The sequence below is a fragment of the Mycobacterium sp. IS-1590 genome, assembly GCF_001500025.1.
Lineage (GTDB): Bacteria > Actinomycetota > Actinomycetes > Mycobacteriales > Mycobacteriaceae > Mycobacterium.
In genome coordinates this window covers 226,984-247,509 of the sequence record NZ_LQIW01000001.1, presented here as the reverse complement: position 1 = coordinate 247,509, position 20,526 = coordinate 226,984, and the positions used below count along the sequence as shown (strand labels likewise).

The window sequence follows — 20,526 nt, the reverse complement described above, 5'->3', positions numbered from 1 at the left end:
AACTATCTAGTAGTGAGGGGCACGCTCATGACCACCCAGGTTCCGCATTTCATCGACGGCAAGCGCACGAACGGACAGTCCAACCGCACCGCCGACATCTTCAACCCGAGCACCGGCGAGGTGCAGGCGCAGGTCGCGATGGCTTCGGCCGCCGACGTCGACGCGGCGGTCGCGGGTGCGGCCGAGTCGCAGCAGGCGTGGGCGGCATGGAACCCCCAACGTCGTGCCCGCGTGCTGATGAAGTTCATCGATCTGGTCAACCAGAACGCCGACGAGCTCGCCGAAATGCTGTCCCTCGAGCACGGCAAGACCCACGCCGACTCCCTGGGCGACATCCAGCGCGGCCTCGAGGTCATCGAGTTCTCGGTCGGCATCCCGCACCTGCTCAAGGGCGAGTACACCGAGGGTGCGGGCCCCGGCATCGACGTCTACTCACTGCGCCAGCCGCTCGGCGTGGTCGCGGGCATCACGCCATTCAACTTCCCGGCGATGATCCCGCTGTGGAAGGCCGGCCCAGCGCTGGCGTGCGGCAACGCGTTCATCCTCAAGCCCTCCGAACGTGATCCGTCGGTACCGGTGCGGCTGGCGGAATTGTTCCTCGAGGCGGGTCTGCCGCCAGGGGTCTTCCAGGTCGTGCAGGGCGACAAGGAGGCCGTCGACGCCATCCTCGAGCACCCCGTGATCCAGGCGGTGGGCTTCGTCGGCAGCTCCGACATCGCCCAGTACATCTATTCGACGGCGACGGCCAACGGCAAGCGGGCCCAATGCTTCGGCGGCGCGAAGAACCACATGATCGTGATGCCCGACGCCGACCTGGACCAGGCCGTCGACGCGTTGATCGGCGCCGGCTACGGCAGCGCGGGCGAGCGATGCATGGCGATCAGCGTCGCCGTGCCCGTCGGCGAGGAGACCGCGAACCGGCTGCGCAACAGGCTCGCCGAGCGGGTGGCCGAACTGCGTGTCGGCCACAGCCTCGATCCCAAGGCCACCTACGGCCCGCTGGTCACCGAGGCGGCGCTGCAGCGGGTGCGCAGCTATATCGACGCAGGTGTCGAGGCGGGTGCCGAGATCGTGGTCGACGGCCGCGAACGCCGCAGCGACGACATGCAATTCGGCGATGCCAGCCTGGAGAACGGCTACTTCATCGGGCCCACCCTGTTCGACCACGTCACCACCGACATGTCGATCTACACCGACGAGATCTTCGGGCCGGTGCTGTGCATCGTGCGAGCCTCGGACTACGAAGAGGCGTTGAGGCTACCCTCCGAGCACGAGTACGGCAACGGTGTGGCGATCTTCACCCGCGACGGTGACGCCGCCCGCGACTTCGTCTCACGCGTGCAGGTCGGCATGGTGGGCGTCAACGTTCCGATCCCGGTTCCGGTGGCCTACCACACCTTTGGCGGCTGGAAGCGGTCCGGTTTCGGCGATCTCAACCAGCACGGGCCGCATTCGATCCTGTTCTACACCAAGACCAAGACCGTCACGCAGCGGTGGCCGTCGGGCATCAAGGATGGCGCCGAGTTCGTCATCCCCACCATGAAGTAGCCGGCGAGAATTCCGACACCATGCACTATTTCGGGCTCGACGACGACGAGCGGGTGATCGCCGAGACGGCGGCCGCATTCGCCGACAAGCGGCTCGCGCCGTTCGCGTTGGAATGGGACAAGACCCACCACTTCCCCACCGACGTGCTGCGCGAGGCCGCCGAGCTCGGGATGGCGGCGGTGTGCTGCAAGGAGGACGTCGGCGGCAGCGGGTTGCGCAGGCTCGACGGTGTGCGGATCTTCGAACAACTCGCGACGGCGGATCCGACGGTGGCGGCGTTCCTGTCGATCCACAACATGTGCACGTGGATGGTCGACACCTACGGCACCCCCGAGCAGCGCAAGAGCTGGGTGCCGCGGCTGGCGTCGATGGATTCGATCGCCAGCTACTGCCTGACCGAACCCGGCGCAGGGTCCGATGCGAGCGCGTTGCGCACCAGGGCCGTTCGGGAAGGCGACCACTACGTCCTCGACGGGGTCAAGCAGTTCATCTCCGGTGCCGGATCCTCGGACGTCTACGTGGTGATGGCGCGCACCGGCGGTGAGGGGCCGCGGGGCATTTCGACGTTCCTCGTCGAAAAGGACACCCCCGGGCTGACTTTCGGGGCCGACGAGGAGAAGATGGGCTGGCACGCACAGCCGACGGCTCAGGTGATCTTCGAAGGCGTCCGCGTACCCGCCGATGCGATGTTGGGCGGTGCCGACGGCGAGGGCACCGGCTTCGGGATCGCGATGAACGGTCTCAACGGCGGGCGGATCAACATCGCGGCGTGCTCGCTCGGCGGTGCGCAGGCCGCCTACGACAAGGCCGCCGCCTATGTGCGCGACCGCGAAGCGTTCGGCGGCCCTCTTCTCGACGAGCCCACCATCCGGTTCACCCTGGCCGAGATGGCCACCGCACTGGAGACGTCGCGAAACCTGTTGTGGCGAGCGGCGAGTGCCCTGGACGAGAACCACCCGGACAAGGTCGAGCTGTGCGCAATGGCCAAGCTCTACGTCACCGATGCCTGCTATACCGTCGCCGATCAGGCACTGCAATTGCACGGGGGCTACGGCTACCTCGACGAGTACGGGTTGGAGAAGATCGTGCGGGACCTGCGGGTGCACCGGATCCTCGAGGGAACCAACGAAATCATGCGCGTGGTCATCGGGCGGTCGCAGGCCGCCAAGGTGCGGGCGTCCGCTTAGGAGAGGTCATCAATGACGACGATCGCGTTCTTGGGCCTGGGAAACATGGGCGGGCCGATGGCGGCGAACCTGGTTGCCGCCGGCCAGACGGTTCACGGGTTCGACCCCCAGTCCGCGTTGAAATCGGCTGCGGCGGAGAAGGGTGTGTCGGTATTCGACAGCGGCGCTGAGGCCGTCGGCGGTGCCGAGGTGGTGATCACCTCGCTGCCCAACGGTGACATCGTGAAAGCGTGCTACGCCGAGGTGCTTCCCGCGGCCAAGGACGACACGTTGTTCATCGATACCTCCACCATCTCCGTCGACGACGCGCGCACCATTCACCAGCAGGCCCTCGAGCGCGGCTTCGCGCAACTCGACGCCCCGGTATCGGGCGGGGTGAAGGGCGCCACCGCGGGCACGCTGGCGTTCATGGTCGGCGGTGAGGACACCGCGGTGGAACGCGCCCGGCCCGTGCTCGAGCCGTTGGCGGGCAAGATCATTCACTGCGGCGCCTCGGGTACCGGCCAGGCCGCCAAATTGTGCAACAACATGGTGCTCGCGGTGCAGCAGATCGCGATCGGCGAGGCATTCGTCCTCGCCGAGAAGCTGGGCCTGTCGGCGCAGTCGCTGTTCGACGTCATCACCGGAGCCACCGGCAACTGCTGGTCGGTGCACACCAATTGCCCTGTCCCGGGCCCGGTTCCGACGTCGCCGGCCAACAACGACTTCAAACCCGGGTTCGCGACCGCGCTGATGAACAAGGACCTCGGACTGGCCATGACCGCGGTCGAGTCGACAGGGTCGAACGCGCCGCTGGGCAGCCACGCCGCGCAGATCTACAAGAAGTTCGCCGCCGACCACGCCGACAAGGACTTCAGCGCGGTGATCGAGATGCTGCGGGGCAACTGACTCGACGTCACCGCGGCTCGCCGTCGACCCAGGCGCGCGCACCGTACTTGTCGAGGTGGGCGACCTGTCCGACCGGCTTGCGGGTCGTCGGCCCGTACCGCCCACGCGGCCAGCCCAGGGGCACGACGCAGATGGGTGTCACGGTCAGCGGCAGGCCCAGGGTCCTGCGCGCCGATGTCACGCTCCACAGCGGCAACGTGATCAGCGACGCGCCGAGCCCCATCGCCCGCGCGGCGAGCAGCAGGTTCTGCACGCTGGGGTAGATCGACCCGAAGAACGACGACTCGCCGACGAACGGCGAGGGCATGTACGGCAGCCGCGAACCCCCACGCAGGCACGGCACGACGAGCACCGGGATCTCGCTGAAGTGCTCGACCTGCCACTGCACGGCCCGCAGGATCTTCTGCATCGATTCGTCACCGGCGGCCAGACGCCTGCCTATCCCGCCGTACAACGACCAGGCTTGGCGATAACGCTTGCCGAGCTGATCCTTGACGGCCTGGTCCTTCACCACGATGAACTCCCAGTTCTGCCCGTTCGATCCGGTGGGAGCCCGCAGCGCCAGCTCGATGCATTTCAGGACGACGGCGTCGTCGACGGGGTCGGGAAGGACGCGGCGCACGGCACGCTGGGTCATCATGGCCTCGACCAGCGGCATGTCGAGGCGGGCGAGCGCTTCTTCGGTGGTGGGGATGTCGGTCATGGGTCGACGCTACCGCCGGCCGGCGCGCTGACCGACTCAGCCGCTACGCCGCCGTCGGCTTACGGCCGCGCGACCAGCCGGCGTGCAGGCGTTGGCAATCGGCGAGGCGCAACGGGCTGGGGCCCGCGTAGTCGGGGCGCACCGCCACCGCGGCCGGGATGTCGGGCGTGCCCTCCCCCGTGATCACCAGCGTCGGCATTCCAGCGGCGTTGGCCGCCCGCAGCCCGGAGGCCGAACCGGTGACGGCGAACGCGTCTTCGGCGGACACGCCGAGCTCCCACAGCGCGTGCCGGTGTGCCTCCGGATCGGGCATCGGCTTGACGACGTCCTCCGCGGAGACCACCACCTCGACGAGGCCCTCGCCGACGAGTTGACGCACCAACGGCTCGGCCCAGCCGCGTTGACCGTTCACCACGACGGCCACCTGCACACCGGCACCGACGGCATCCATCACGAAATCGACCAGCCCGGCGCGCGGAGACAGGTCGCGCTCGAGGATCAACTCGTCGAACAGCATGGTCTTGGTGTTGTAGATCTCGTCTGCCAGCAGCTTGGTGAGCACATCGGCCTCGGTGGCCACGCAGCGCTTGCGAAGCTCGGCGGCGACCCGCTGGCGCTCGTCGGTGAGCGCGAGCAACTGTCGGTAGCGCGGTACCGACCACTGGAAATCCAGGCCGTGCGTGGTGAAGGCCGCGTTGTAGGCGACCCGATGACCGTCACATTCGATGTCGGTCAGCGCGTCGAGGTCGAACACCAGACCGCGTACCGCACAGCCGGCACCCCGCCCGGCACCGGGCGGGGCACAGTCCCACCAGAACCGGCCCGCGCGCCATGTCGTCTCCTGCGTTGTCGGCATAAGTAAAGGGTGGTGCCCATCACAGGCGAAGTCCTCCCCCAATCGGGGGATCGTCGGTGCCGATTCGGCCCGCCGCGCCCCGCCGACACGCCTTGACGGGGAAATGTCGCCTCTAAGGTGGGTGCATGCCGAGCAGCCCACCGGTGCGTCTTGTGCTGGTCGACGACCACGAGATGGTCATCGAGGGCCTCAAGGCCATGCTGGCCGCGTTCGCCGACCGGGTGCAGGTCGTCGGGCAAGCCGTCGGCGCCGAGCGCGCGGTCGCCGTCATCGACGATCTCGATCCCGACATCGTGCTGTGCGACGTGCGAATGCAGGGTGCGAGCGGCCTGGACCTGTGCGCCGAACTACGCGAACGCAATGCCGCCCGCAAAATCGTCATGCTGTCGGTCTACGACGACGAGCAGTACCTGTTCCAGGCGCTTCGCGTCGGGGCGTCCGGATATCTGCTCAAGAGCATCAGCAGCGACGAACTGGTGCGGCAGCTGGAGTTCGTGCATCGCGGCGAGACCGCGATCGACCCCGGCATGGCGGCCAGGGCCGTCGACACCGCCGCGCGGTTGCAACGCGACGAGTTCTGGCCGGGTGCGCGCCAGGGCTTGACCCAGCGCGAGAGCGAGATCCTCTCGCTCGTCGTCAACGGGCTGTCGAACCGGGCGATCGCGGCCAAGCTGGTGATCGGCGACGAGACGGTCAAAACCCATCTCAGCTCGATCTACCGCAAGCTCGGTGTCAGCGATCGCACCGGCGCCGTGGCGACCGCCCTGCGCGAGGGAATCTTCAAGTGACCACGCAATCGGGCCCGTCGGATGCGGTGCGGGAGCTGAGCCAGTACGCGCTGGCCGCCGACCGCGAGCTCGCTCTGCTGCGCGAATTGATCCAGGCCGCGTCCAAGGGTCCGGGTGTCGAACCGCTGGCCGCCGCGGCCGCACGGATGATCACCGCGGCCACCGCCAGCGATGTGTGCTTCGTCCACGTTCTCGACGACAGCGACCGGTCGCTCACGCTGGCGGGCGCCACACCCCCGTTCGACGCCGCGATCGGCAAGATCAGACTTCCCCTGGGACAAGGCATCTCGGGTTGGGTGGCCAGCCACCGTGAGCCGGTCGTGATCACCCAGGACAAGGAGTCCGACCCGCGCTACATGCCGTTCCAGTCGCTGCGCGGCAGCGACTTCACGTCGATGGTGTCGGTGCCGATGGAGACCGACCCCGGCGGCCTGGTCGGCGTGCTCAATGTCCACACCGTCGAGCGCCGCGAATTCACCGAACGCGACGTCGAGTTGCTCGTGGTGATCGGCAGGCTCATCGCAGGGGCCATGCACCAGGCCCGGCTGCACCGGCAGCTGGTGGCCCGCGAACGAGCCCACGAGAACTTCGTCGAGCAGGTGATCGAGGCTCAAGAGCTCGAACGGCGAAGGCTCGCAGGCGATATTCACGACGGTATCTCGCAGCGGCTGGTGACGTTGTCCTACCGGCTGGACGCCGCGACCCGATCCGACGATCCCGCGATCGTCGCCGAGCAGCTCGGCAAGGCACGCGAGTTGGTCGACCTGACACTGCAGGAGGCCCGCGCGGCGATCAGCGGACTGCGCCCGCCGGTTCTCGACGACCTCGGGCTGGCCGGCGGACTGGCCAGCCTCGCCCGGTCGATACCGCAGATCGGGATCGAGGTGGACCTGGCCGAGCGCCGCCTGCCCGACCACGTCGAGCTCGCGCTGTACCGCATCGCGCAGGAGTGCCTGCAGAACGTCGTCAAACACGCCAAGGCCACATCGGCCCGGCTGACGTTCGCCGTCGACCCCGGCGACAGCGGCGACGTCGCGCGTCTCGAAATCGTCGACGACGGAGTGGGTTTCGACACCTTCGAACATCCATTGGGAGGCGACGAGATGGGCGGCTACGGCCTGCTGTCGATGGCTGAGCGCGCCGAGATCGTCGGCGGGCGCCTCAACATTCGCTCGCGCCCCGGAGCGGGGACCGCCGTGACGGCGACCATCCCGCTACCGACCGTACTGGGGTGACGCGGACATCACTCGAGGGTGCAGTCCTGCGCCAGATGATCCTCGATCGCGGCGATCACGTCTTCCGACGCTTCACGCAATGCCGTGAGGCGCTTCGGGCCGAGCACGTCGATGAACAGTTCCCGCACCCGTGCCGCGTTCGCGGGTGCGGAGGCCTTGATCGCCGCACGTCCGGCGTCGGTCAGCACGATGTCTGGATAGCGGCCCGTCGACCCCTCCCTGCGGATCAGCCCGCGCTTCTCCATGCGGCTCAGGTGGTGTGACATCCGGGTCTTCTCCCAGTGGGTGGCCCTGCCGAGCTCGTAGGCGCGCATCCGTCCCTTGGGTGCCTGCGACAGGTTGACCAAGATCTCGAAATCGGAGTCCGAGAGCCCGAACTCGCGCTGCAGGTGCATGACCAGGTGGCGCTCGAGCAGGTGCCGCATCGTCACGAATGCACGCCAGGCACCTAATTCTTCCTCGGTGAGACGTCCTCTACCAGCCATGTCGAACATCCTACCGATCTGGGTTGACATATCAACTCAAACCATTACTCTCGGTTGAGTTGACATATCAACCTGAAAGGAGATGGCCATGGCACACCAGGTGATCGCCGTCGTGGGAGCGACCGGCAAACAGGGCGGCGGACTCGCCCGGGCGATCCTCGCCGATCCCGGCGGAAGATTCCGGGTTCGCGCGGTGACACGCAACCGGCAGTCGGCGCCGGCACAGCGGTTGGCCGCGGCCGGCGCGGAGATCGTCGAGGCCGACCTCTACGACGCCGCCAGCATGGAGCGCGCATTCGACGGGGCCGAGGCGGCGTTCGTCGTCACCAATTACTGGGCGGACCGGACCGCAGAAGAACAAGCCCGACGCACCCGCGCGGAATCCGAGTTGTACCAAGCCGAAACGGCCGCGCGCGCGGCCAAGTCGGCGGGCCTCGCGCACGTCATCTGGTCGACGTTGGAGGACACCAGGGACCACTTCGGCGACGACGCCCGGGTGCCGACGGTCGAGGGACGTTACAAGGTGCCGCACTTCGACGCGAAGGCCGAGGCGGACAGGTTCTTCGCCGAACACGGTGTGCCGACGACATTTCTCCGGACGGCGGGGTTCTACGAGGGGTTTCTCGCGGACCTGCAACCGGTCCGGGATCCGAACGGACACCTGGTGCTGACGCTGCCAATGGCCGACCGGCCGATGGCAGCGATCGCCGTCGGCGACATCGGCTCAACGGCGCTCGGCATCTTCAAGCGCGGCGCGGAGTTCATCGGCCGGACCGTGAGCATCGCAGGCGACCACTTGACCGGCGACGAGTTCGCGGCCGAACTCTCCAGACTGCACGGCGAAGCGGTGACCTATCGACCACAGTCCTGGGACGAACTGCGCGCGATGAACTTCCCCGGCGCCGTCGAGATGGGCAACATGTTCCAGTACTACGCCGAGGACTCCGACCGATTCACCGCGGTGCGCGATCTGGCATTCGTGCGGACGTTGAATCCCGATCTGCAGTCCTTCGGTGACTGGGTCGCGCGGCAGAAAGCGGCGTGATCCACGCACCGACCGGGCTCAGAAGTCCCCGGAGTTACGGCGCAAAGTCTGGATCGAATCCGCCAGGGCCCGCGACTCGGTACTCGACATTCCGATGTCGGCGAAAACCTCGTGGTTCAACGTCACGGTGGCGTCCTCGACCGTCGAGCGGCCGAGGTCGGTGATCCGCACCAGCGTGGTGCGCCCGTCGGTGGGATGCGGAATCCGCTCGACGAGACCGTCGGCCTCCAGGCGCCGGATCGCGTGCGTGACGCTGGTGACATGCACCTGCAGCCGATCAGAGGCCTTGGTGATCGGTAGCGCGCCGTTACGGCTGAACGCCAGCAACCGCAGCAACTCGAACCGCGAAAAGCTCAGATCGTAGGGCCGAAGTGCGCTCTCGACGCGGGCCAGCAGGATCTGGTGGGCCCGCATCACCGACGTCACGGCAACCATGCCGTCGGCCACATCGCCCCATCCGCAGCGCTCCCAGTTGGCCCGCGCGAGCGCGATCGGGTCATGGTCGTCCTGCCGCGACGGTTGGGGGGCCACGCCTCTTCATACCGCATCGGTCGGCACGGTCAGCAGATTTCAGCGCATGGCCCCGGCCACCGCGTCCACCACGGCGCGGGTGGATCTGCGGTCTCCCACGGTGATGCGCACGCCGCCGTCGGCGTACTGGCGGACCCGCACTCCGCTCTCCTCGAAGACCTGCCCCCAACCCCGTCCACATTCGGGCACGTAGATGAAGTTGGCGTTGCTCTCGGTGCTGTACACCCCCATCGACCGCAGTCGCATGCGCAGGTATCGACGCTCACTGGTGATCATCCGGATGCGTTGAGACAGCTCGGCTTCCGCGTCGAATGATGCCGCCACCGCGACGAGCGCGGTGATCGCGACGCCGAACGGCAGTTGCATACTCCACAGTCGCCGGGCCAGTCCGGGGGCGCAGAAGCCGTACCCGATGCGCAGGCCTGCCAGCCCGTAGGCCTTCGAAAACGTCCGCAGCACCACCACATTGGGGTACCGCGAGACCAATCCGACGGCGTCGATCCGGCACTCCGGCGCCAGAAACTCCGCATAAGCCTCGTCGATGAGGACCACGGTCTCCGGCAACAGGCGCCGGATGAACGCCTCCAGTTCAGCGGCCTGCTCGATGGTGCCGGTCGGGTTGTGCGGGCGGCACACCACCACGACCCTGGCATCCGCGGCGGCCGACGCCATCGCGTCGAGATCGTGGTGTCCGTGTGCGTCCAGCGCGACGGTGACCGATTCCAGCCGCGCCATCTGCGCGAAGATCGGATATCCGTCGAACGTCGGCGAGGCCATCACGATCCTGTCGCCGGGGTCCGTCACCGCATGCAGCACCTGCATGATCACACCGGTCGCGCCCGCCCCCACCACGACCTGCTCACCGCGCAGACCCGTGTGTGCGGCGATCAGCGAACGCAGGCGCTCGGGTAGGTATTCCGGGTACCGGTTGGCGGCTTCGATGGAGGCGCTCAGCGCCGAACGCACGGACGGCAGTGGCGGGAAGGGATTCTCGTTGAGTGACAACGCCATCGGGTTCGAGGCGGTGGGTAGTGCGCCGACGGCGTCGACTCCGCTGCGCCTCGGTTCGGTCATCAGCCGCGGCCGCCCCACCGCACCGCGGCCGCCCCGGCGAAATCACCGGCATGGGCGAACGCCGCCATCAACACCACCTCACCTTCGCCGAGCCGTCCGCTGTCGATCGCACGATCGAGGTTCACCGGAATGCCCGCGGCGAACAGGTTGCCGCATTCGTCGAAGGTGTCGACGTGACGCTCGGGGGGCAGTTCGAGCGCTTCGCGCCAATTGCGCAAGAACACCCGGTTCGGCTGGTTGGTCACGAGCAGGTTCAGCTCGGGGGGCTTGATTCCGATGCGGTCGCACACCGCGTACGACACCTCGGGTACCTGCCGGTTACCCCGCGCCAGCACCTTGGCGATCTTGCTCTCGGTGAAGCCGATGTAGCCCTCCCCCGGACCCGGCTGCCACCACTTGCGCGGCGGGTCGGAGGCGATCGTCATATCGCCGGCGAACTCGCCGTAGGTACGGCACTCCACGTCGAGGATCGGCGACTGCTCGGACACCGCCACCAGGCCGACGGCCGCACCGTCGCCCGGCACCGACGCCTGCGCCTTGCGCCGCACCCCGGGTTGGTCGAAGACCTGCCCGGCGGCGTTCTGCGCCACGGCGACCAACGCCGTGCGGCCCGCGCCGGTGGCCAGCAGTTGGCGCGCCACCTGCAGACCGAACACGAACGCCGCACAGCCGCCGTTGTGCAGATCGAGCACCCATGTCGGCTTCATACCGAGCCGGTGCGCCATGGCACCGCCGCCACCGTAGAACGGCACGTCGGGCATCTGGGTGTGGGTGATCAGTACGTCGGCGCCGGCGACGGCGTCCTGGCCGTGGCGCTCGATCAGGCCGGCAGCCGCGCGCTCGACCATGTCGACGGCCGTCTCGTCGGGCGCGACGTGGTGACGGAACCTGGGGGCGCGAAACATCATGTTGTCCCGCAGATCGTCGGATTCGGCGAACTGGGCATAGTATTCGGCGCCGATCGGCTCACCCGGCAGGTACGTCGAGACGTCCAGAAGGCTCACGGTCATGCCGAACTCACCTCATCCAATCGGGCGTCACGGGAAGGCCGTTGCGGTGTCGGTACTCGGCGATCGCCTTGAGATTGCGCAACTCGAGCAGATGGCCGGGACCGAACATGTCCCAGAAGTCACCCACCCATACCGGCCGCTCGGGCGGGGCCGACTCCGGATACGGGTTGCGGTCGTAGAACGGGTGATGACAGTTGGTCCACAGCACCACCGAGCCGGGCTTGTCGAACACGACCTGCGCATCGACGACGCGCATCAGATAGATCATCCACAGGTGCCTGCCCTGATCCCACGCGCAGTGGTAATCGACCGTCATGGCGGCCTCGTTGGCGACGGTGCGGGTGAAGATCTGCGTCTGCGAACCCAGCCGGTCGTAGGCCACCCACAATCCCTGTTCCTCGGTGGGGGTGAAACCGCGCAAACTGTAGGTCCATTCCTCCAGACACCGTGTGTCGGAGAGGTATTCGAACAACTCGTCGGGAGGGCAGTCGATGTACTCGTTGACGGTGCAGTACTGGCCGTACACGTGGTCGTGGGGATAGACCGACCGCATCATTTCCATGATGACCGGTGTGGCCTTCTCACGCGGTGACGTCTCGACGCGAATGAGGCCGTCCAGCGGCTCGACCGTGCCGCGATGGGCCGTGATGTCGTCAAGGGCGGGCAGTGACATGGGTTTGGATCTCCTCTGCGGCAGCCGGTTTGAGTATGGGTGTGTCGAGAAACGCCGCGAACGGCGGTATCTCGTCGGCAGAACATTCGACGCACAGCACGGCGGGGCCGTCGGTCTCGAGCGCGGCGATGAGCGCGGCCGGAAGCGCCGCGACGTCCTCGATGTCGGCCGACCGGAGTCCGGGGAACATCGCGCCCAGCCCGGCCCCCAACCGGCTCGGCCCGAACCGGTTGTAGCTGTAGTGATCGCCGTAGAACGCCTGCTCGCGGGTCAGGCACATCGCATGCGCGTGGTTGTCGAACAGGACGAACGTCACCGGCAGCCCGTACTCCCGCGCGGTGTGAATCTCCATGCCGTGCATGAGGAAACTGCCGTCGCCCGCGATCACCAGCGTCCGCCTGCCCCGGCCGAAGGCCATGCCGATTCCCGCACCGAAGCTGTATCCCATCCCCCCCATGCCGAGCGCGACGACGAACCGGCCGTCGCGCCGCACCGGCAAGTAGTGAATCGCCGCGGCACCGATGTTGCCCGCGTCGACCACGATGTCCACACCGTCGGGCACCGTCGCGTCGAGCACGGCCATCGCGTCGCGATACCGGATGCCGGGTCCGTGATGGGGTGGCGGCTGCAACTCGTCACGCCGCACCGCGTCGGGAACCCGCACGTGTGCGGGCCGGCCCGCCCCCGACAGCGCGTCGGTGAGCGCCCGCAGCGAAATCCGGAGATCGTCGGTGTGTGCGTGTGTGCACGCGAGATACGGTGGGGCGCAGCCGATCGAGAACACAGGAACCGAAGCCAGGGCGTCCTCGAGGCCGGCCCGCGCCGTGACCGTCATCCTGGTGCCCACCAAGAGACACAACGCACTGTCGGCGAGGGTCGAGGCGATGGTCGGATGACCCATGACTCCGGTCACCCCCAGCGCCGACGAGGATCCCATCCCCGGTGTGCCCGCGACGTCTTTGGCGTCGGGCACGGTGGCCACTCGGGCGCGCAGCAGCGCCCGTAGCGCCTCGAGCTCGACCCGCGCATCGTCGCGGGCGACCTGTTCCCCCGCGATGATCGTGACCGGCCCCCCGACCCGGCGCAGCGCCCGCGCGATCGCATGCGGGACCGCCGGATGCACGCCGGCGCGCCCGCCGACCACCACGCCGCCGTTGACCGGCACCTCGGCCTGCTGAATGTTTTTGGGCAGCAACAGCACCGACGGTCCTCGGCGGGTCCGCGCCGCCTCTATCGCGGTGGGAAGTGCGGTCACGATGTCGGCGGGCGTGAGTACCCGCCGGCAATGCACCGACACCGCCGAGAACAGCGCGTGCGCATCGAGCGACCCGTTGCGGCCACTGGTGTCTTGGAATGCGCCTCGCCCGTCGAGCGTGCTCGGCGGCTGGCCGATCAACGCCAGCACCGGCACCCGGCTGGCGAGGGCCTCCCCCAGTGCGGGGACGGTGTTCAAGCACCCACCACCCGAGGTCGCGGCCACCACGCCGACTCCGCAACCGCTGCGGCTGTAGCCGTCGGCCATGGCGGCCGCGCCGAACTCGTGTTTGGCCAGTACCGCGTCGACGTCGGAACGGAAATAGGCTGCGTCGTAGAGGTCTTCGATGTTGGCACCGTCGACACCGAAGATGAACCGCACGCCGATCGCCGCAAGGTACTCGACGATGTGGTCGACGACTCGATGGCCCATCTCTCACCTGCCTTAGGACTTCAACGAGTTACACGGTGCGCACGTATGTGGAGTTCATCGACTCAGCACATTCACAGAGAACGCTCGAGAAGCACTTCACCGGAGTCGGGTGAAACCAGTTGCACGGCGGCGATTTCGTCCATCTGCATCGGCGTGGTGGCGCTCGGCAGAGCGGTGGCGCCCGACAACCCCAGCCACGTCGCCACCTGGTTGCGGCTGCCGTCGTGTCCCACAACGACCATTCCCAGGTTCTGCGGCGGCGCATCACGTCGGCCCCAGTCGCCGTAGGTGCACGCCATGTCGATCCGGGTGCCCCAGCCGTACCCCGTGATCGAGATGGTCGCGTTGATCGGCGTCTCGGCAACCTTGGTCATCTCCAGTTGCTGGCCCGTCGCCTGTGGCGGTGTGCCGGTCTGCAGGCCGAACGTCTCCGGGCGCACCGTCAACAGGATGCCGAGCGCCAGCACCGCGGCGGCCAGACCGATCGCGGCCGAGGCCATCCACCGCGACCGCCTGCGACGCGCACGCACCGTGTCCAACAGACCGCCCAGCAGTTCCGGCGGGGGTTCTGCTTGCTGCGGGGCCAGCCCGTCGAACTCGGTGGCTTCCACCTTGCTCAGCAGGGTGGGGATGTCGCACAGTTCGGCGACGGCGGCGCTGCAGCGTTCACATTCGCCGAGATGTGCCTCGTACTCGCCGCGCTCGTGTTCCGATAGCGAACCCAGGACGTAGGCGGCGTCCCACGTCGCGTACCGGTCGTCGTCCGCTCGGCCGATGACTGGTTCGAATGCCGTCACCGTGTCACCCCCATCTCCTCCAACCTGAGCTTGAGCGCACGTACCCCGTAGTGCAGCCGTGACTTCACGGTGCCTTCCGCGATGTGCAGATCGGCTGCGATCTGCGCAGTAGTCCAGCCCTGGTAATACGCGCGACTGATGACCGCGCGGTGCTCTTCGGACAGCTCACCGATGGCTTCGCCGAGCATCATTCGGTTCAACGCAGCCTCCACCTCGTCGGGGCCGGCCCGATCCGCGGTCGCCTCCATGTCGGCAGTGCCCGATTCGCTCCGGAAGCGGGCACTGCGCGTTTCGTCGATGATGAGGTTGCGGGCCACGGTGAACAGCCAGGCCCGCGCCGACCTCGAGGAGTCGGCCGTCACCTCGGGGTGTCGCCACGCCCGCAGTAGCGTCTCTTGCACCACATCCTCCGCCCGGGCCATATCGCCGGTCAGCCGGACCGCATAGCGCCAGATTGCCGCGGCGTGCTCCGCATAGAGCACCCGCATGACGGTCGCTTCCGGATCGTCCAATATCAACCTCCGCTTTAGACACGAGGTTGGCGGTCATCCGGTTCAGTATCGGCGCTGCGCCCTCACAGCGGGACGGAGTTGCGCCGGGCGCCGGCCTGACTGTCGGCGAACCGCTCATGGAGGGTGCGCAGCACCGCTGCGCATGCCGCACGCTCGGCCGGGTCGATGTGGTCCAGCACCCGGGCGAGTTCGCGGCGACGACGAGCGGTGACCTGCCGGACCAGTTTGCGGCCCTGGGCGGTCAGTTCCAGGGTGACGACGCTGCGGTTCGACGGATCCGAACCGCGCACCAGGTGACCCGACGCATGCAGCCGGTCGGCCAGCCGCGTCACCGTGGATCCGACCACGCCGAGCGCCCTGGCGCATTCCGTCGACGTCGACCGGCCATGCTGCTGCAGCACCGCCAGCAACCGGAACTGCGGCAGCGAGACGTCGACCTCGTCCACACTGCGCAGTGCAAGGCCCACGAGGTCCCTGGCCGCCACCTCGAACGCCGTCAGCTCTTCCTTCGGCGTCTTGGTCACATCGGTATTCCGCGCGGATGCATGGCGAAAGTATCGCACGCAGCCGCGGCCACTCAGCACCGCCGACGTCGAAGTATTGCGTTTTGCAAGCCTTGCATAATGCAAGAGATTGGGGCACACTGGATTCTTGACTGGTTCAAGTATCCGGAGGGCCGCATGTCCGTGACTCGTTGGCACGACGACCTGCGCGCCGCGGGGTTGCGTATCACCAAGCCCCGACTCGCGGTGCTCGCCGAGGTGCAGAAGCATCCGCACGCCGACGTGGAAGAGATCGCCGCCGGAGCGCGCCGGCGCATCGGATCGCTTTCGACACAAGCGGTTTACGACGTGCTCTACGCCCTCACCGGCGCGGGCCTGTTACGCCGGGTCGAGCCTGCCGGCTCACGCGCCCGCTTCGAACTGCAAACCGGCGACAACCATCACCACGTGGTGTGTCGATCGTGCGGAGCCATCGACGACGTCGACTGCGCCACCGGGCGAGCCCCGTGCCTACAGGTCGACGGCGCGACCGGCTACGCGATCGACGAGGCCGAGGTGACTTTCTGGGGCCTGTGCCCCGACTGCAAAGGCAGCACACAACCCACCTGAATGGAGATTCCCATGACCGCTTCACAATTCGGTTCCACGACCGGCACCGGCGCACCGGCGTTCAGCGACCGCAACACCCTCAGCGTCGGCCCCAACGGGCCACTCGTCCTGCACGACGTGCATTTCCTGGAGCAGATGGCGCACTTCAACCGTGAACGGGTACCCGAACGCAGCCCGCACGCAAAGGGATCGGGCGCCTTCGGCGTTTTCACGGCGACCGAGGACGTCTCGCAGTTCACCAAGGCCGCACTGTTTCAGAAGAACACCACAACCGATATGTTGATCCGGTTCTCGACCGTGGCCGGTGAGCAGGGCAGCCCGGACACGTGGCGCGACGTGCGCGGCTACTCGATGAAGTTCTACACCTCCGAAGGCAACTACGACCTCGTCGGCAACAACACGCCGATCTTCTTCGTGCGCGACCCGATGAAGTTCCCCCACTTCATCCGCAGCCAGAAGCGGCTGCCCGACTCCGGCCTGCGGTCCTCGCAGATGCAGTGGGATTTCTGGAGCCTGAACCCCGAGTCGGCCCACCAGGTGACCTACCTGATGGGTGAGCGCGGCCTGCCGCGGACCTGGCGCCACATGAACGGCTACGGCTCGCACACCTACATGTGGGTCAACGCCGCCGGCGAGAAGTTCTGGGTGAAGTACCACTTCCACACCGACCAGGGTCTGGAGTTCCTCACCAACGCCGAGGCCGCCGCCCTGGCCGGTGAGGACAGCGACTTTCACCGCCGGGACCTCTTCGATGCGATCAACCGCGGCGAACACCCGAGCTGGCGGCTTTCGGTGCAGGTGATGCCCTACGCCGAGGCGGCCGACTACCGGTTCAACCCGTTCGACCTGACCAAGGTGTGGCCGCACGCGGACTACCCGCTGATCCCGGTCGGCACGTTCACGCTCAACCGCAACCCGGAGAACTTCTTCGCACAGATCGAACAGGCGGCGTTCTCCCCGGGCAACACGGTGCCCGGTGTCGGGCTGTCGCCGGACAAGATGCTGCTCGGTCGCGCGTTCGCCTACAGCGACGCGCAGCGCAACCGCATCGGCACCAACTTCCACCAGCTGCCGGTCAACCAGCCGCGCGACGGTGTTGCGATGAACTCCTACATGTTCGACGGCCAGATGGCCTACCACCACTCGGGCGCCGCACCGGTGTACGCGCCCAACAGCGGCGGCCGGCCGTGGTCGGACACCACCGGGCCGGCCGAGGACGGCTGGGAGGCAGACGCCGAACTGGTGCGCTCGGCGTACTCGCTGCACGCCGAGGACGACGACTTCGGCCAGGCCGGCACGCTGGTGCGCAAAGTGTGGAACGACGCGCAACGCACCGCGGCGGTCGAAACCATCGCGGGCAGCCTCGAGGGGGTCACCGGCGAGGTGCTCGACCGGTCGCTGGACTACTGGCGCAGGGTCGACGACGACCTCGGGGCCGGCATCGAGAAGGTCGTGCGCGGTGACGCCGCGAGCCGGCCGGTCCAAGGCATGGGCGAGGGCTGAGACTCGGCGGGCGGCTTACTGCGTGAGGATGCGTGGTCCGTCTTCGGTGACGGCCACGGTGTGCTCCCAGTGGGCCGCCCGTGAGCCGTCGGCGGTGACGACTGTCCACTCGTCTTCGAGGACCACCGTCTTGGTGGTGCCCAACGTCAGCATCGGCTCGATGGCCAACACCGAGCCGACGGCCAGATGGGGTCCGCGGCCGGGAGCGCCCTCGTTGGGCAGGAACGGGTCCATGTGCATCTGCCGTCCGATGCCGTGGCCGCCGTAGCCGTCGACGATGCCGAACGTGCGGCCGTACCGCTTCTCGGCCGCGCGCGCCGCGGTCTCGATGGCGTGTGAGACATCGGTGAGCCGATTGCCGGGCACCATCGCCGCAGCGCCTGCCTCCATGGCCTCCTTGGTGGCCTGCGACAACGCCTCGTCGACGGGGATCAACGCCCCGACACCGAACGTGATCGCCGAGTCGCCGTGCCAGCCGTCGACGATCGCCCCGCAGTCGATGGACACCAGGTCCCCGGGCGCCAGGATTTCTTCTGCAGACGGAATGCCGTGCACCACACGGTCATTGACCGAGGCGCAGATGCTCGCGGGGTACCCGTGGTAGCCGAGGAAGGACGGCACACCTCCGCCGTCGCGAATCACCGATTCGGCGACCTCGTCGAGCGTCGATGTGGACACTCCGGGGGCGGCGGCCGAACGGACCGCGGCAAGCGCCGAGGCCACCAGGGCTCCGGCGACGGCCATCGCGTCGAGTTCAGCGGGGGTGCGCTGCGGTACGACCTTGCGTCCGCGCAGGCCCATCAGGCCCATATCCGCTACTTACCGAGGGCCTGCAGCGCGCGCGCGAAGACCTCGTCGAGAGCGCCGACCGCGTCGACCTGCTGCAGGTTGTTGCTGCTGTAGTACTCGAGCAGCGGGTAGGTCTCGTCCCGGTAGACCTGCATGCGGTTGCGGATCACGTCTTCGGTGTCGTCGTCGCGGCCGCGCGCCTTGAGACGCTTGAACAGCTCGTCCTCGGAAACCTTGAACTCCAGCACCGCGTCGAGCTTGGTGTCGTGGCGCTTGAGCATGTCGTCCAGCGCCTTGGCCTGCTCCACGGAGCGGGGGTAGCCGTCGAGGATGAACCCGTCGGCCGCGTCCGGCTGTTCGATGCGGTCCTCGACCAGCTTGTTGGTCAGCTCCGAGGGCACCAGATCGCCCGCGTCCAGATAGCTCTTGGCTTCCAGCCCCAACGGCGTGCCGTCGCCGATGTTCTTGCGGAAGAGGTCGCCGGTCGAGATCTGCGGAATGCCGAGCTTCTCGGAGAGCTTCTGGGCCTGTGTGCCCTTGCCGGCGCCGGGCGGTCCGAGCAGAACGACTCTCACTTCAGGAACCCTTCGTAATTGCGCTGCATCAGCTGGCTCTCGATCTGTTTGACGGTATCCAAGCCGACCCCGACGAGGATCAGTACGCCCACACCGCCGAACGGCAGGTTCTGCACGGGCCCGCTGCTTCCTACGGACAGGAACAGGTTCGGCAGCACGGCGATCAGACCCAGGTAGATAGAACCTGGCAGGGTGATCCGGCTCAGCACGTAACGCAGGTAGTCCGCGGTCGGCTTACCTGGCCGGATGCCGGGGATGAAGCCGCCGAACTTCTTCATCTCGTCGGCCCGCTCATCCGGGTTGAACGTGATGGAGACGTAGAAGTAGGTGAAGAACACGATCAACGCGAAGTAGACCCCGATGTAGGCCGGGCTGCTGGGATCTGTGAGGTAGTTCGCGACGAACGTGTTCCACCAGTTGGTGCTGTTCGGGTTGGAACTCCCGCTCTGGATGAGCTGCGTGATGAGCTGCGGGATGTAGATCAGCGAGGAGGCGAAGATCACCGGGATGACGCCTGCCTGGTTGACCTTCAACGGCAGGTACGTCGACGTGCCGCCGTACATCTTGCGTCCGACCATCCGCTTGGCGTACTGGACCGGGATTCGGCGCTGACCCTGCTCGACGAACACCACGCCGATGATGATCGCCAGCGCGCCCGCGCAGACCAGCGCGAACACCAGGCCGCCGCGGCTCTCGAGGATGGTCTGGCCCTCGCCCGGAATCGCCGAGGCGATGCTCGCGAAGATGATCAGCGACATGCCGTTGCCGATGCCGCGCTCGGTGACCAGCTCGCCCATCCACATCACCAGCGCCGCGCCGGCGGTCATGACGAGCACCATCACGACGAGGGTGAAGATGTTGAGCCCCTCGCTCTGGCCCTGGATGATGTCCAGCGAGCAGCCCTGGAGCAGGCCGCCGTTGGCCGCCAGCGCCACGATGCTGGTGCTCTGCAGGATGGCCAGCGCAATGGCCAGATAGCGCGTGTACTGCGTCATCTTGGCCTGGCCGGCCTGGCCTTCCTTACGCAGCTGCTCGAACCGCGGGATCACCACCGTGAGCAGCTGCACGATGATGCTCGCGGTGATGTAGGGCATCACACCGACGGCGAACACCGACAACTGCAGCAGGGCGCCACCGGAGAACAGGTTGATCAGCGAGTAGATCTGACCGGACTCACCGCCGGTGACCTCTGCGATGCACTCCTGCACGTTCGGGTAGTTCACCCCCGGGGACGGGATCGAGGCGCCGACCCGGTAAAGGATCACGATGCCCAGGGTGAACAGGATCTTTCGCCTCAGGTCGACCGTCCTGAGTGAAGAGATGAAAGCCGAGAGCACTCTTCCTCCTGCGCAGCCGGCCTGTTGATCGCGGCGTGCGGATGGGGCTGGATTCGACCAGCGTCTTGGTTAAGTCGTGTGCGGACCCCCGTCAAGCGCGCAGCCTGCAGAGTTACCCGTCAAACAGTCTACGAGAGTAACAGTTGGCCCCCCGTTGCCCCGCATCCCGCTGATCGTCCCGCCTCACAGCG

Annotated in this window: 22 protein-coding genes; 8 read left to right on the top strand and 14 right to left on the bottom strand. The window is 67.3% G+C overall.

Annotated features, from left to right (window positions below; translation table 11 throughout):
- The first annotated feature begins 27 nt into the window (after positions 1-27).
- The 3 genes from AU197_RS01200 to mmsB are packed head-to-tail and all read left to right on the top strand — an operon-like array spanning position 28 to position 3,623.
- A complete protein-coding gene (locus AU197_RS01200) occupies positions 28-1,548 on the top strand; it encodes a CoA-acylating methylmalonate-semialdehyde dehydrogenase (protein WP_064400846.1) in 1,521 nt (506 codons plus the stop codon).
- A 20-nt stretch (positions 1,549-1,568) separates the two neighbouring features.
- A complete protein-coding gene (locus AU197_RS01195) occupies positions 1,569-2,735 on the top strand; it encodes an acyl-CoA dehydrogenase family protein (protein ID WP_064400553.1) in 1,167 nt (388 codons plus the stop codon).
- Between the two features lie 12 nt (positions 2,736-2,747).
- The gene (gene mmsB / locus AU197_RS01190; protein WP_064400552.1) at positions 2,748-3,623 is read left to right on the top strand and encodes a 3-hydroxyisobutyrate dehydrogenase; all 876 of its coding nucleotides are present in this window, start codon (positions 2,748-2,750) and stop codon (positions 3,621-3,623) included.
- Positions 3,624-3,630: 7 nt separating this feature from the next.
- Here mmsB and AU197_RS01185 read toward each other — a convergent pair whose 3' ends face one another.
- Positions 3,631-4,326 (bottom strand): nitroreductase family protein, encoded by a 696-nt coding sequence (locus AU197_RS01185; protein WP_064400551.1) that lies wholly within the window; start codon positions 4,324-4,326, stop codon positions 3,631-3,633.
- Between the two features lie 43 nt (positions 4,327-4,369).
- Positions 4,370-5,182, bottom strand: a complete 813-nt coding sequence (locus tag AU197_RS01180) for an HAD family hydrolase (RefSeq protein ID WP_064400550.1) — start codon at positions 5,180-5,182, stop codon at positions 4,370-4,372.
- 125 nt (positions 5,183-5,307) lie between these two features.
- Between AU197_RS01180 and AU197_RS01175 the strand changes: the two genes are divergently transcribed.
- A complete protein-coding gene (locus AU197_RS01175) occupies positions 5,308-5,970 on the top strand; it encodes a response regulator (protein WP_064400549.1) in 663 nt (220 codons plus the stop codon).
- The gene (locus tag AU197_RS01170) at positions 5,967-7,205 is read left to right on the top strand and encodes a GAF domain-containing sensor histidine kinase (protein WP_064400548.1); all 1,239 of its coding nucleotides are present in this window, start codon (positions 5,967-5,969) and stop codon (positions 7,203-7,205) included. Before AU197_RS01175 ends, AU197_RS01170 begins: the two co-directional genes overlap by 4 nt.
- Positions 7,206-7,213: 8 nt before the next feature.
- Here the strand turns inward: AU197_RS01170 and AU197_RS01165 are convergent, their stop codons facing one another.
- A complete protein-coding gene (locus tag AU197_RS01165) occupies positions 7,214-7,690 on the bottom strand; it encodes a MarR family winged helix-turn-helix transcriptional regulator (RefSeq protein WP_064400842.1) in 477 nt (158 codons plus the stop codon).
- Positions 7,691-7,778: 88 nt separating this feature from the next.
- On the opposite strand from AU197_RS01165, the gene AU197_RS01160 reads away from it, so the two are divergent.
- Positions 7,779-8,735 (top strand): NmrA/HSCARG family protein, encoded by a 957-nt coding sequence (locus AU197_RS01160; protein ID WP_197415422.1) that lies wholly within the window; start codon positions 7,779-7,781, stop codon positions 8,733-8,735.
- 18 nt (positions 8,736-8,753) lie between these two features.
- Here the strand turns inward: AU197_RS01160 and AU197_RS01155 are convergent, their stop codons facing one another.
- The 8 genes from AU197_RS01155 to AU197_RS26550 form a co-directional block, all read right to left on the bottom strand.
- Positions 8,754-9,266, bottom strand: a complete 513-nt coding sequence (locus AU197_RS01155; RefSeq protein ID WP_064400546.1) for a MarR family winged helix-turn-helix transcriptional regulator — start codon at positions 9,264-9,266, stop codon at positions 8,754-8,756.
- Between the two features lie 39 nt (positions 9,267-9,305).
- The gene (locus tag AU197_RS01150) at positions 9,306-10,340 is read right to left on the bottom strand and encodes a pyridoxal phosphate-dependent aminotransferase (protein ID WP_064400841.1); all 1,035 of its coding nucleotides are present in this window, start codon (positions 10,338-10,340) and stop codon (positions 9,306-9,308) included.
- Complete coding sequence (locus AU197_RS01145; protein ID WP_064400545.1) at positions 10,340-11,350, bottom strand: 3-oxoacyl-ACP synthase III family protein; 1,011 nt, start codon at positions 11,348-11,350, stop codon at positions 10,340-10,342. The genes AU197_RS01150 and AU197_RS01145 overlap by 1 nt, the downstream gene beginning before the upstream one ends.
- Positions 11,351-11,357: 7 nt before the next feature.
- Complete coding sequence (locus tag AU197_RS01140; RefSeq protein ID WP_064400544.1) at positions 11,358-12,023, bottom strand: DUF8713 domain-containing protein; 666 nt, start codon at positions 12,021-12,023, stop codon at positions 11,358-11,360.
- Positions 12,004-13,710, bottom strand: a complete 1,707-nt coding sequence (locus AU197_RS01135) for a thiamine pyrophosphate-binding protein (protein ID WP_064400543.1) — start codon at positions 13,708-13,710, stop codon at positions 12,004-12,006. The genes AU197_RS01140 and AU197_RS01135 overlap by 20 nt, the downstream gene beginning before the upstream one ends.
- A 71-nt stretch (positions 13,711-13,781) precedes the next feature.
- Positions 13,782-14,507, bottom strand: a complete 726-nt coding sequence (locus AU197_RS01130; protein WP_064400542.1) for an anti-sigma factor family protein — start codon at positions 14,505-14,507, stop codon at positions 13,782-13,784.
- Positions 14,504-15,019, bottom strand: coding sequence for a sigma-70 family RNA polymerase sigma factor (locus tag AU197_RS01125; protein ID WP_064400541.1), 516 nt, complete (start codon positions 15,017-15,019; stop codon positions 14,504-14,506). The genes AU197_RS01130 and AU197_RS01125 overlap by 4 nt, the downstream gene beginning before the upstream one ends.
- Before the next feature lie 62 nt (positions 15,020-15,081).
- Positions 15,082-15,543, bottom strand: coding sequence for a MarR family winged helix-turn-helix transcriptional regulator (locus AU197_RS26550; protein ID WP_064400540.1), 462 nt, complete (start codon positions 15,541-15,543; stop codon positions 15,082-15,084).
- Between the two features lie 156 nt (positions 15,544-15,699).
- Here AU197_RS26550 and AU197_RS01115 point away from each other — a divergent pair, with 156 nt between their 5' ends.
- Together AU197_RS01115 and AU197_RS01110 are read left to right on the top strand one after the other, a co-directional pair.
- On the top strand, positions 15,700-16,131 hold the full coding sequence (locus AU197_RS01115) for a Fur family transcriptional regulator (protein WP_064400839.1): 432 nt from the start codon (positions 15,700-15,702) through the stop codon (positions 16,129-16,131).
- Positions 16,132-16,143: 12 nt separating this feature from the next.
- Positions 16,144-17,634 (top strand): catalase, encoded by a 1,491-nt coding sequence (locus AU197_RS01110; protein ID WP_156434266.1) that lies wholly within the window; start codon positions 16,144-16,146, stop codon positions 17,632-17,634.
- A 15-nt stretch (positions 17,635-17,649) separates the two neighbouring features.
- Here AU197_RS01110 and map read toward each other — a convergent pair whose 3' ends face one another.
- The 3 genes from map to secY are packed head-to-tail and all read right to left on the bottom strand — an operon-like array spanning position 17,650 to position 20,335.
- Positions 17,650-18,444 carry a type I methionyl aminopeptidase gene (gene map / locus AU197_RS01105; RefSeq protein ID WP_064400539.1) on the bottom strand — a complete coding sequence of 265 codons (795 nt, stop codon included), beginning with the start codon at positions 18,442-18,444 and terminating at the stop codon, positions 17,650-17,652.
- Between the two features lie 5 nt (positions 18,445-18,449).
- Positions 18,450-18,998, bottom strand: a complete 549-nt coding sequence (locus AU197_RS01100) for an adenylate kinase (RefSeq protein ID WP_064400538.1) — start codon at positions 18,996-18,998, stop codon at positions 18,450-18,452.
- Positions 18,995-20,335: a preprotein translocase subunit SecY gene (secY, locus tag AU197_RS01095; RefSeq protein WP_064400537.1), complete on the bottom strand. Its 1,341-nt coding sequence runs from the start codon at positions 20,333-20,335 to the stop codon at positions 18,995-18,997. The genes AU197_RS01100 and secY overlap by 4 nt, the downstream gene beginning before the upstream one ends.
- Positions 20,336-20,526 lie beyond the last annotated feature (191 nt).

What these genes read in the sequence shown, in the direction of transcription:
- AU197_RS01150 (WP_064400841.1), bottom strand. Translation starts at nt 10,340, where the DNA reads ATGACCGAACCGAGGCGCAGCGGAGTCGACGCCGTCGGCGCACTACCC.
- AU197_RS01180 (WP_064400550.1), bottom strand. Translation starts at nt 5,182, where the DNA reads ATGCCGACAACGCAGGAGACGACATGGCGCGCGGGCCGGTTCTGGTGG.
- AU197_RS01185 (WP_064400551.1), bottom strand. Translation starts at nt 4,326, where the DNA reads ATGACCGACATCCCCACCACCGAAGAAGCGCTCGCCCGCCTCGACATG.
- AU197_RS01175 (WP_064400549.1), top strand. Translation starts at nt 5,308, where the DNA reads ATGCCGAGCAGCCCACCGGTGCGTCTTGTGCTGGTCGACGACCACGAG.
- AU197_RS01160 (WP_197415422.1), top strand. Translation starts at nt 7,779, where the DNA reads ATGGCACACCAGGTGATCGCCGTCGTGGGAGCGACCGGCAAACAGGGC.
- AU197_RS01135 (WP_064400543.1), bottom strand. Translation starts at nt 13,710, where the DNA reads ATGGGCCATCGAGTCGTCGACCACATCGTCGAGTACCTTGCGGCGATC.
- AU197_RS01200 (WP_064400846.1), top strand. Translation starts at nt 28, where the DNA reads ATGACCACCCAGGTTCCGCATTTCATCGACGGCAAGCGCACGAACGGA.
- map (WP_064400539.1), bottom strand. Translation starts at nt 18,444, where the DNA reads ATGGGCCTGATGGGCCTGCGCGGACGCAAGGTCGTACCGCAGCGCACC.
- AU197_RS01195 (WP_064400553.1), top strand. Translation starts at nt 1,569, where the DNA reads ATGCACTATTTCGGGCTCGACGACGACGAGCGGGTGATCGCCGAGACG.
- AU197_RS01145 (WP_064400545.1), bottom strand. Translation starts at nt 11,350, where the DNA reads ATGACCGTGAGCCTTCTGGACGTCTCGACGTACCTGCCGGGTGAGCCG.
- mmsB (WP_064400552.1), top strand. Translation starts at nt 2,748, where the DNA reads ATGACGACGATCGCGTTCTTGGGCCTGGGAAACATGGGCGGGCCGATG.
- AU197_RS01115 (WP_064400839.1), top strand. Translation starts at nt 15,700, where the DNA reads ATGTCCGTGACTCGTTGGCACGACGACCTGCGCGCCGCGGGGTTGCGT.
- AU197_RS01110 (WP_156434266.1), top strand. Translation starts at nt 16,144, where the DNA reads ATGACCGCTTCACAATTCGGTTCCACGACCGGCACCGGCGCACCGGCG.
- AU197_RS01140 (WP_064400544.1), bottom strand. Translation starts at nt 12,023, where the DNA reads ATGTCACTGCCCGCCCTTGACGACATCACGGCCCATCGCGGCACGGTC.
- AU197_RS01165 (WP_064400842.1), bottom strand. Translation starts at nt 7,690, where the DNA reads ATGGCTGGTAGAGGACGTCTCACCGAGGAAGAATTAGGTGCCTGGCGT.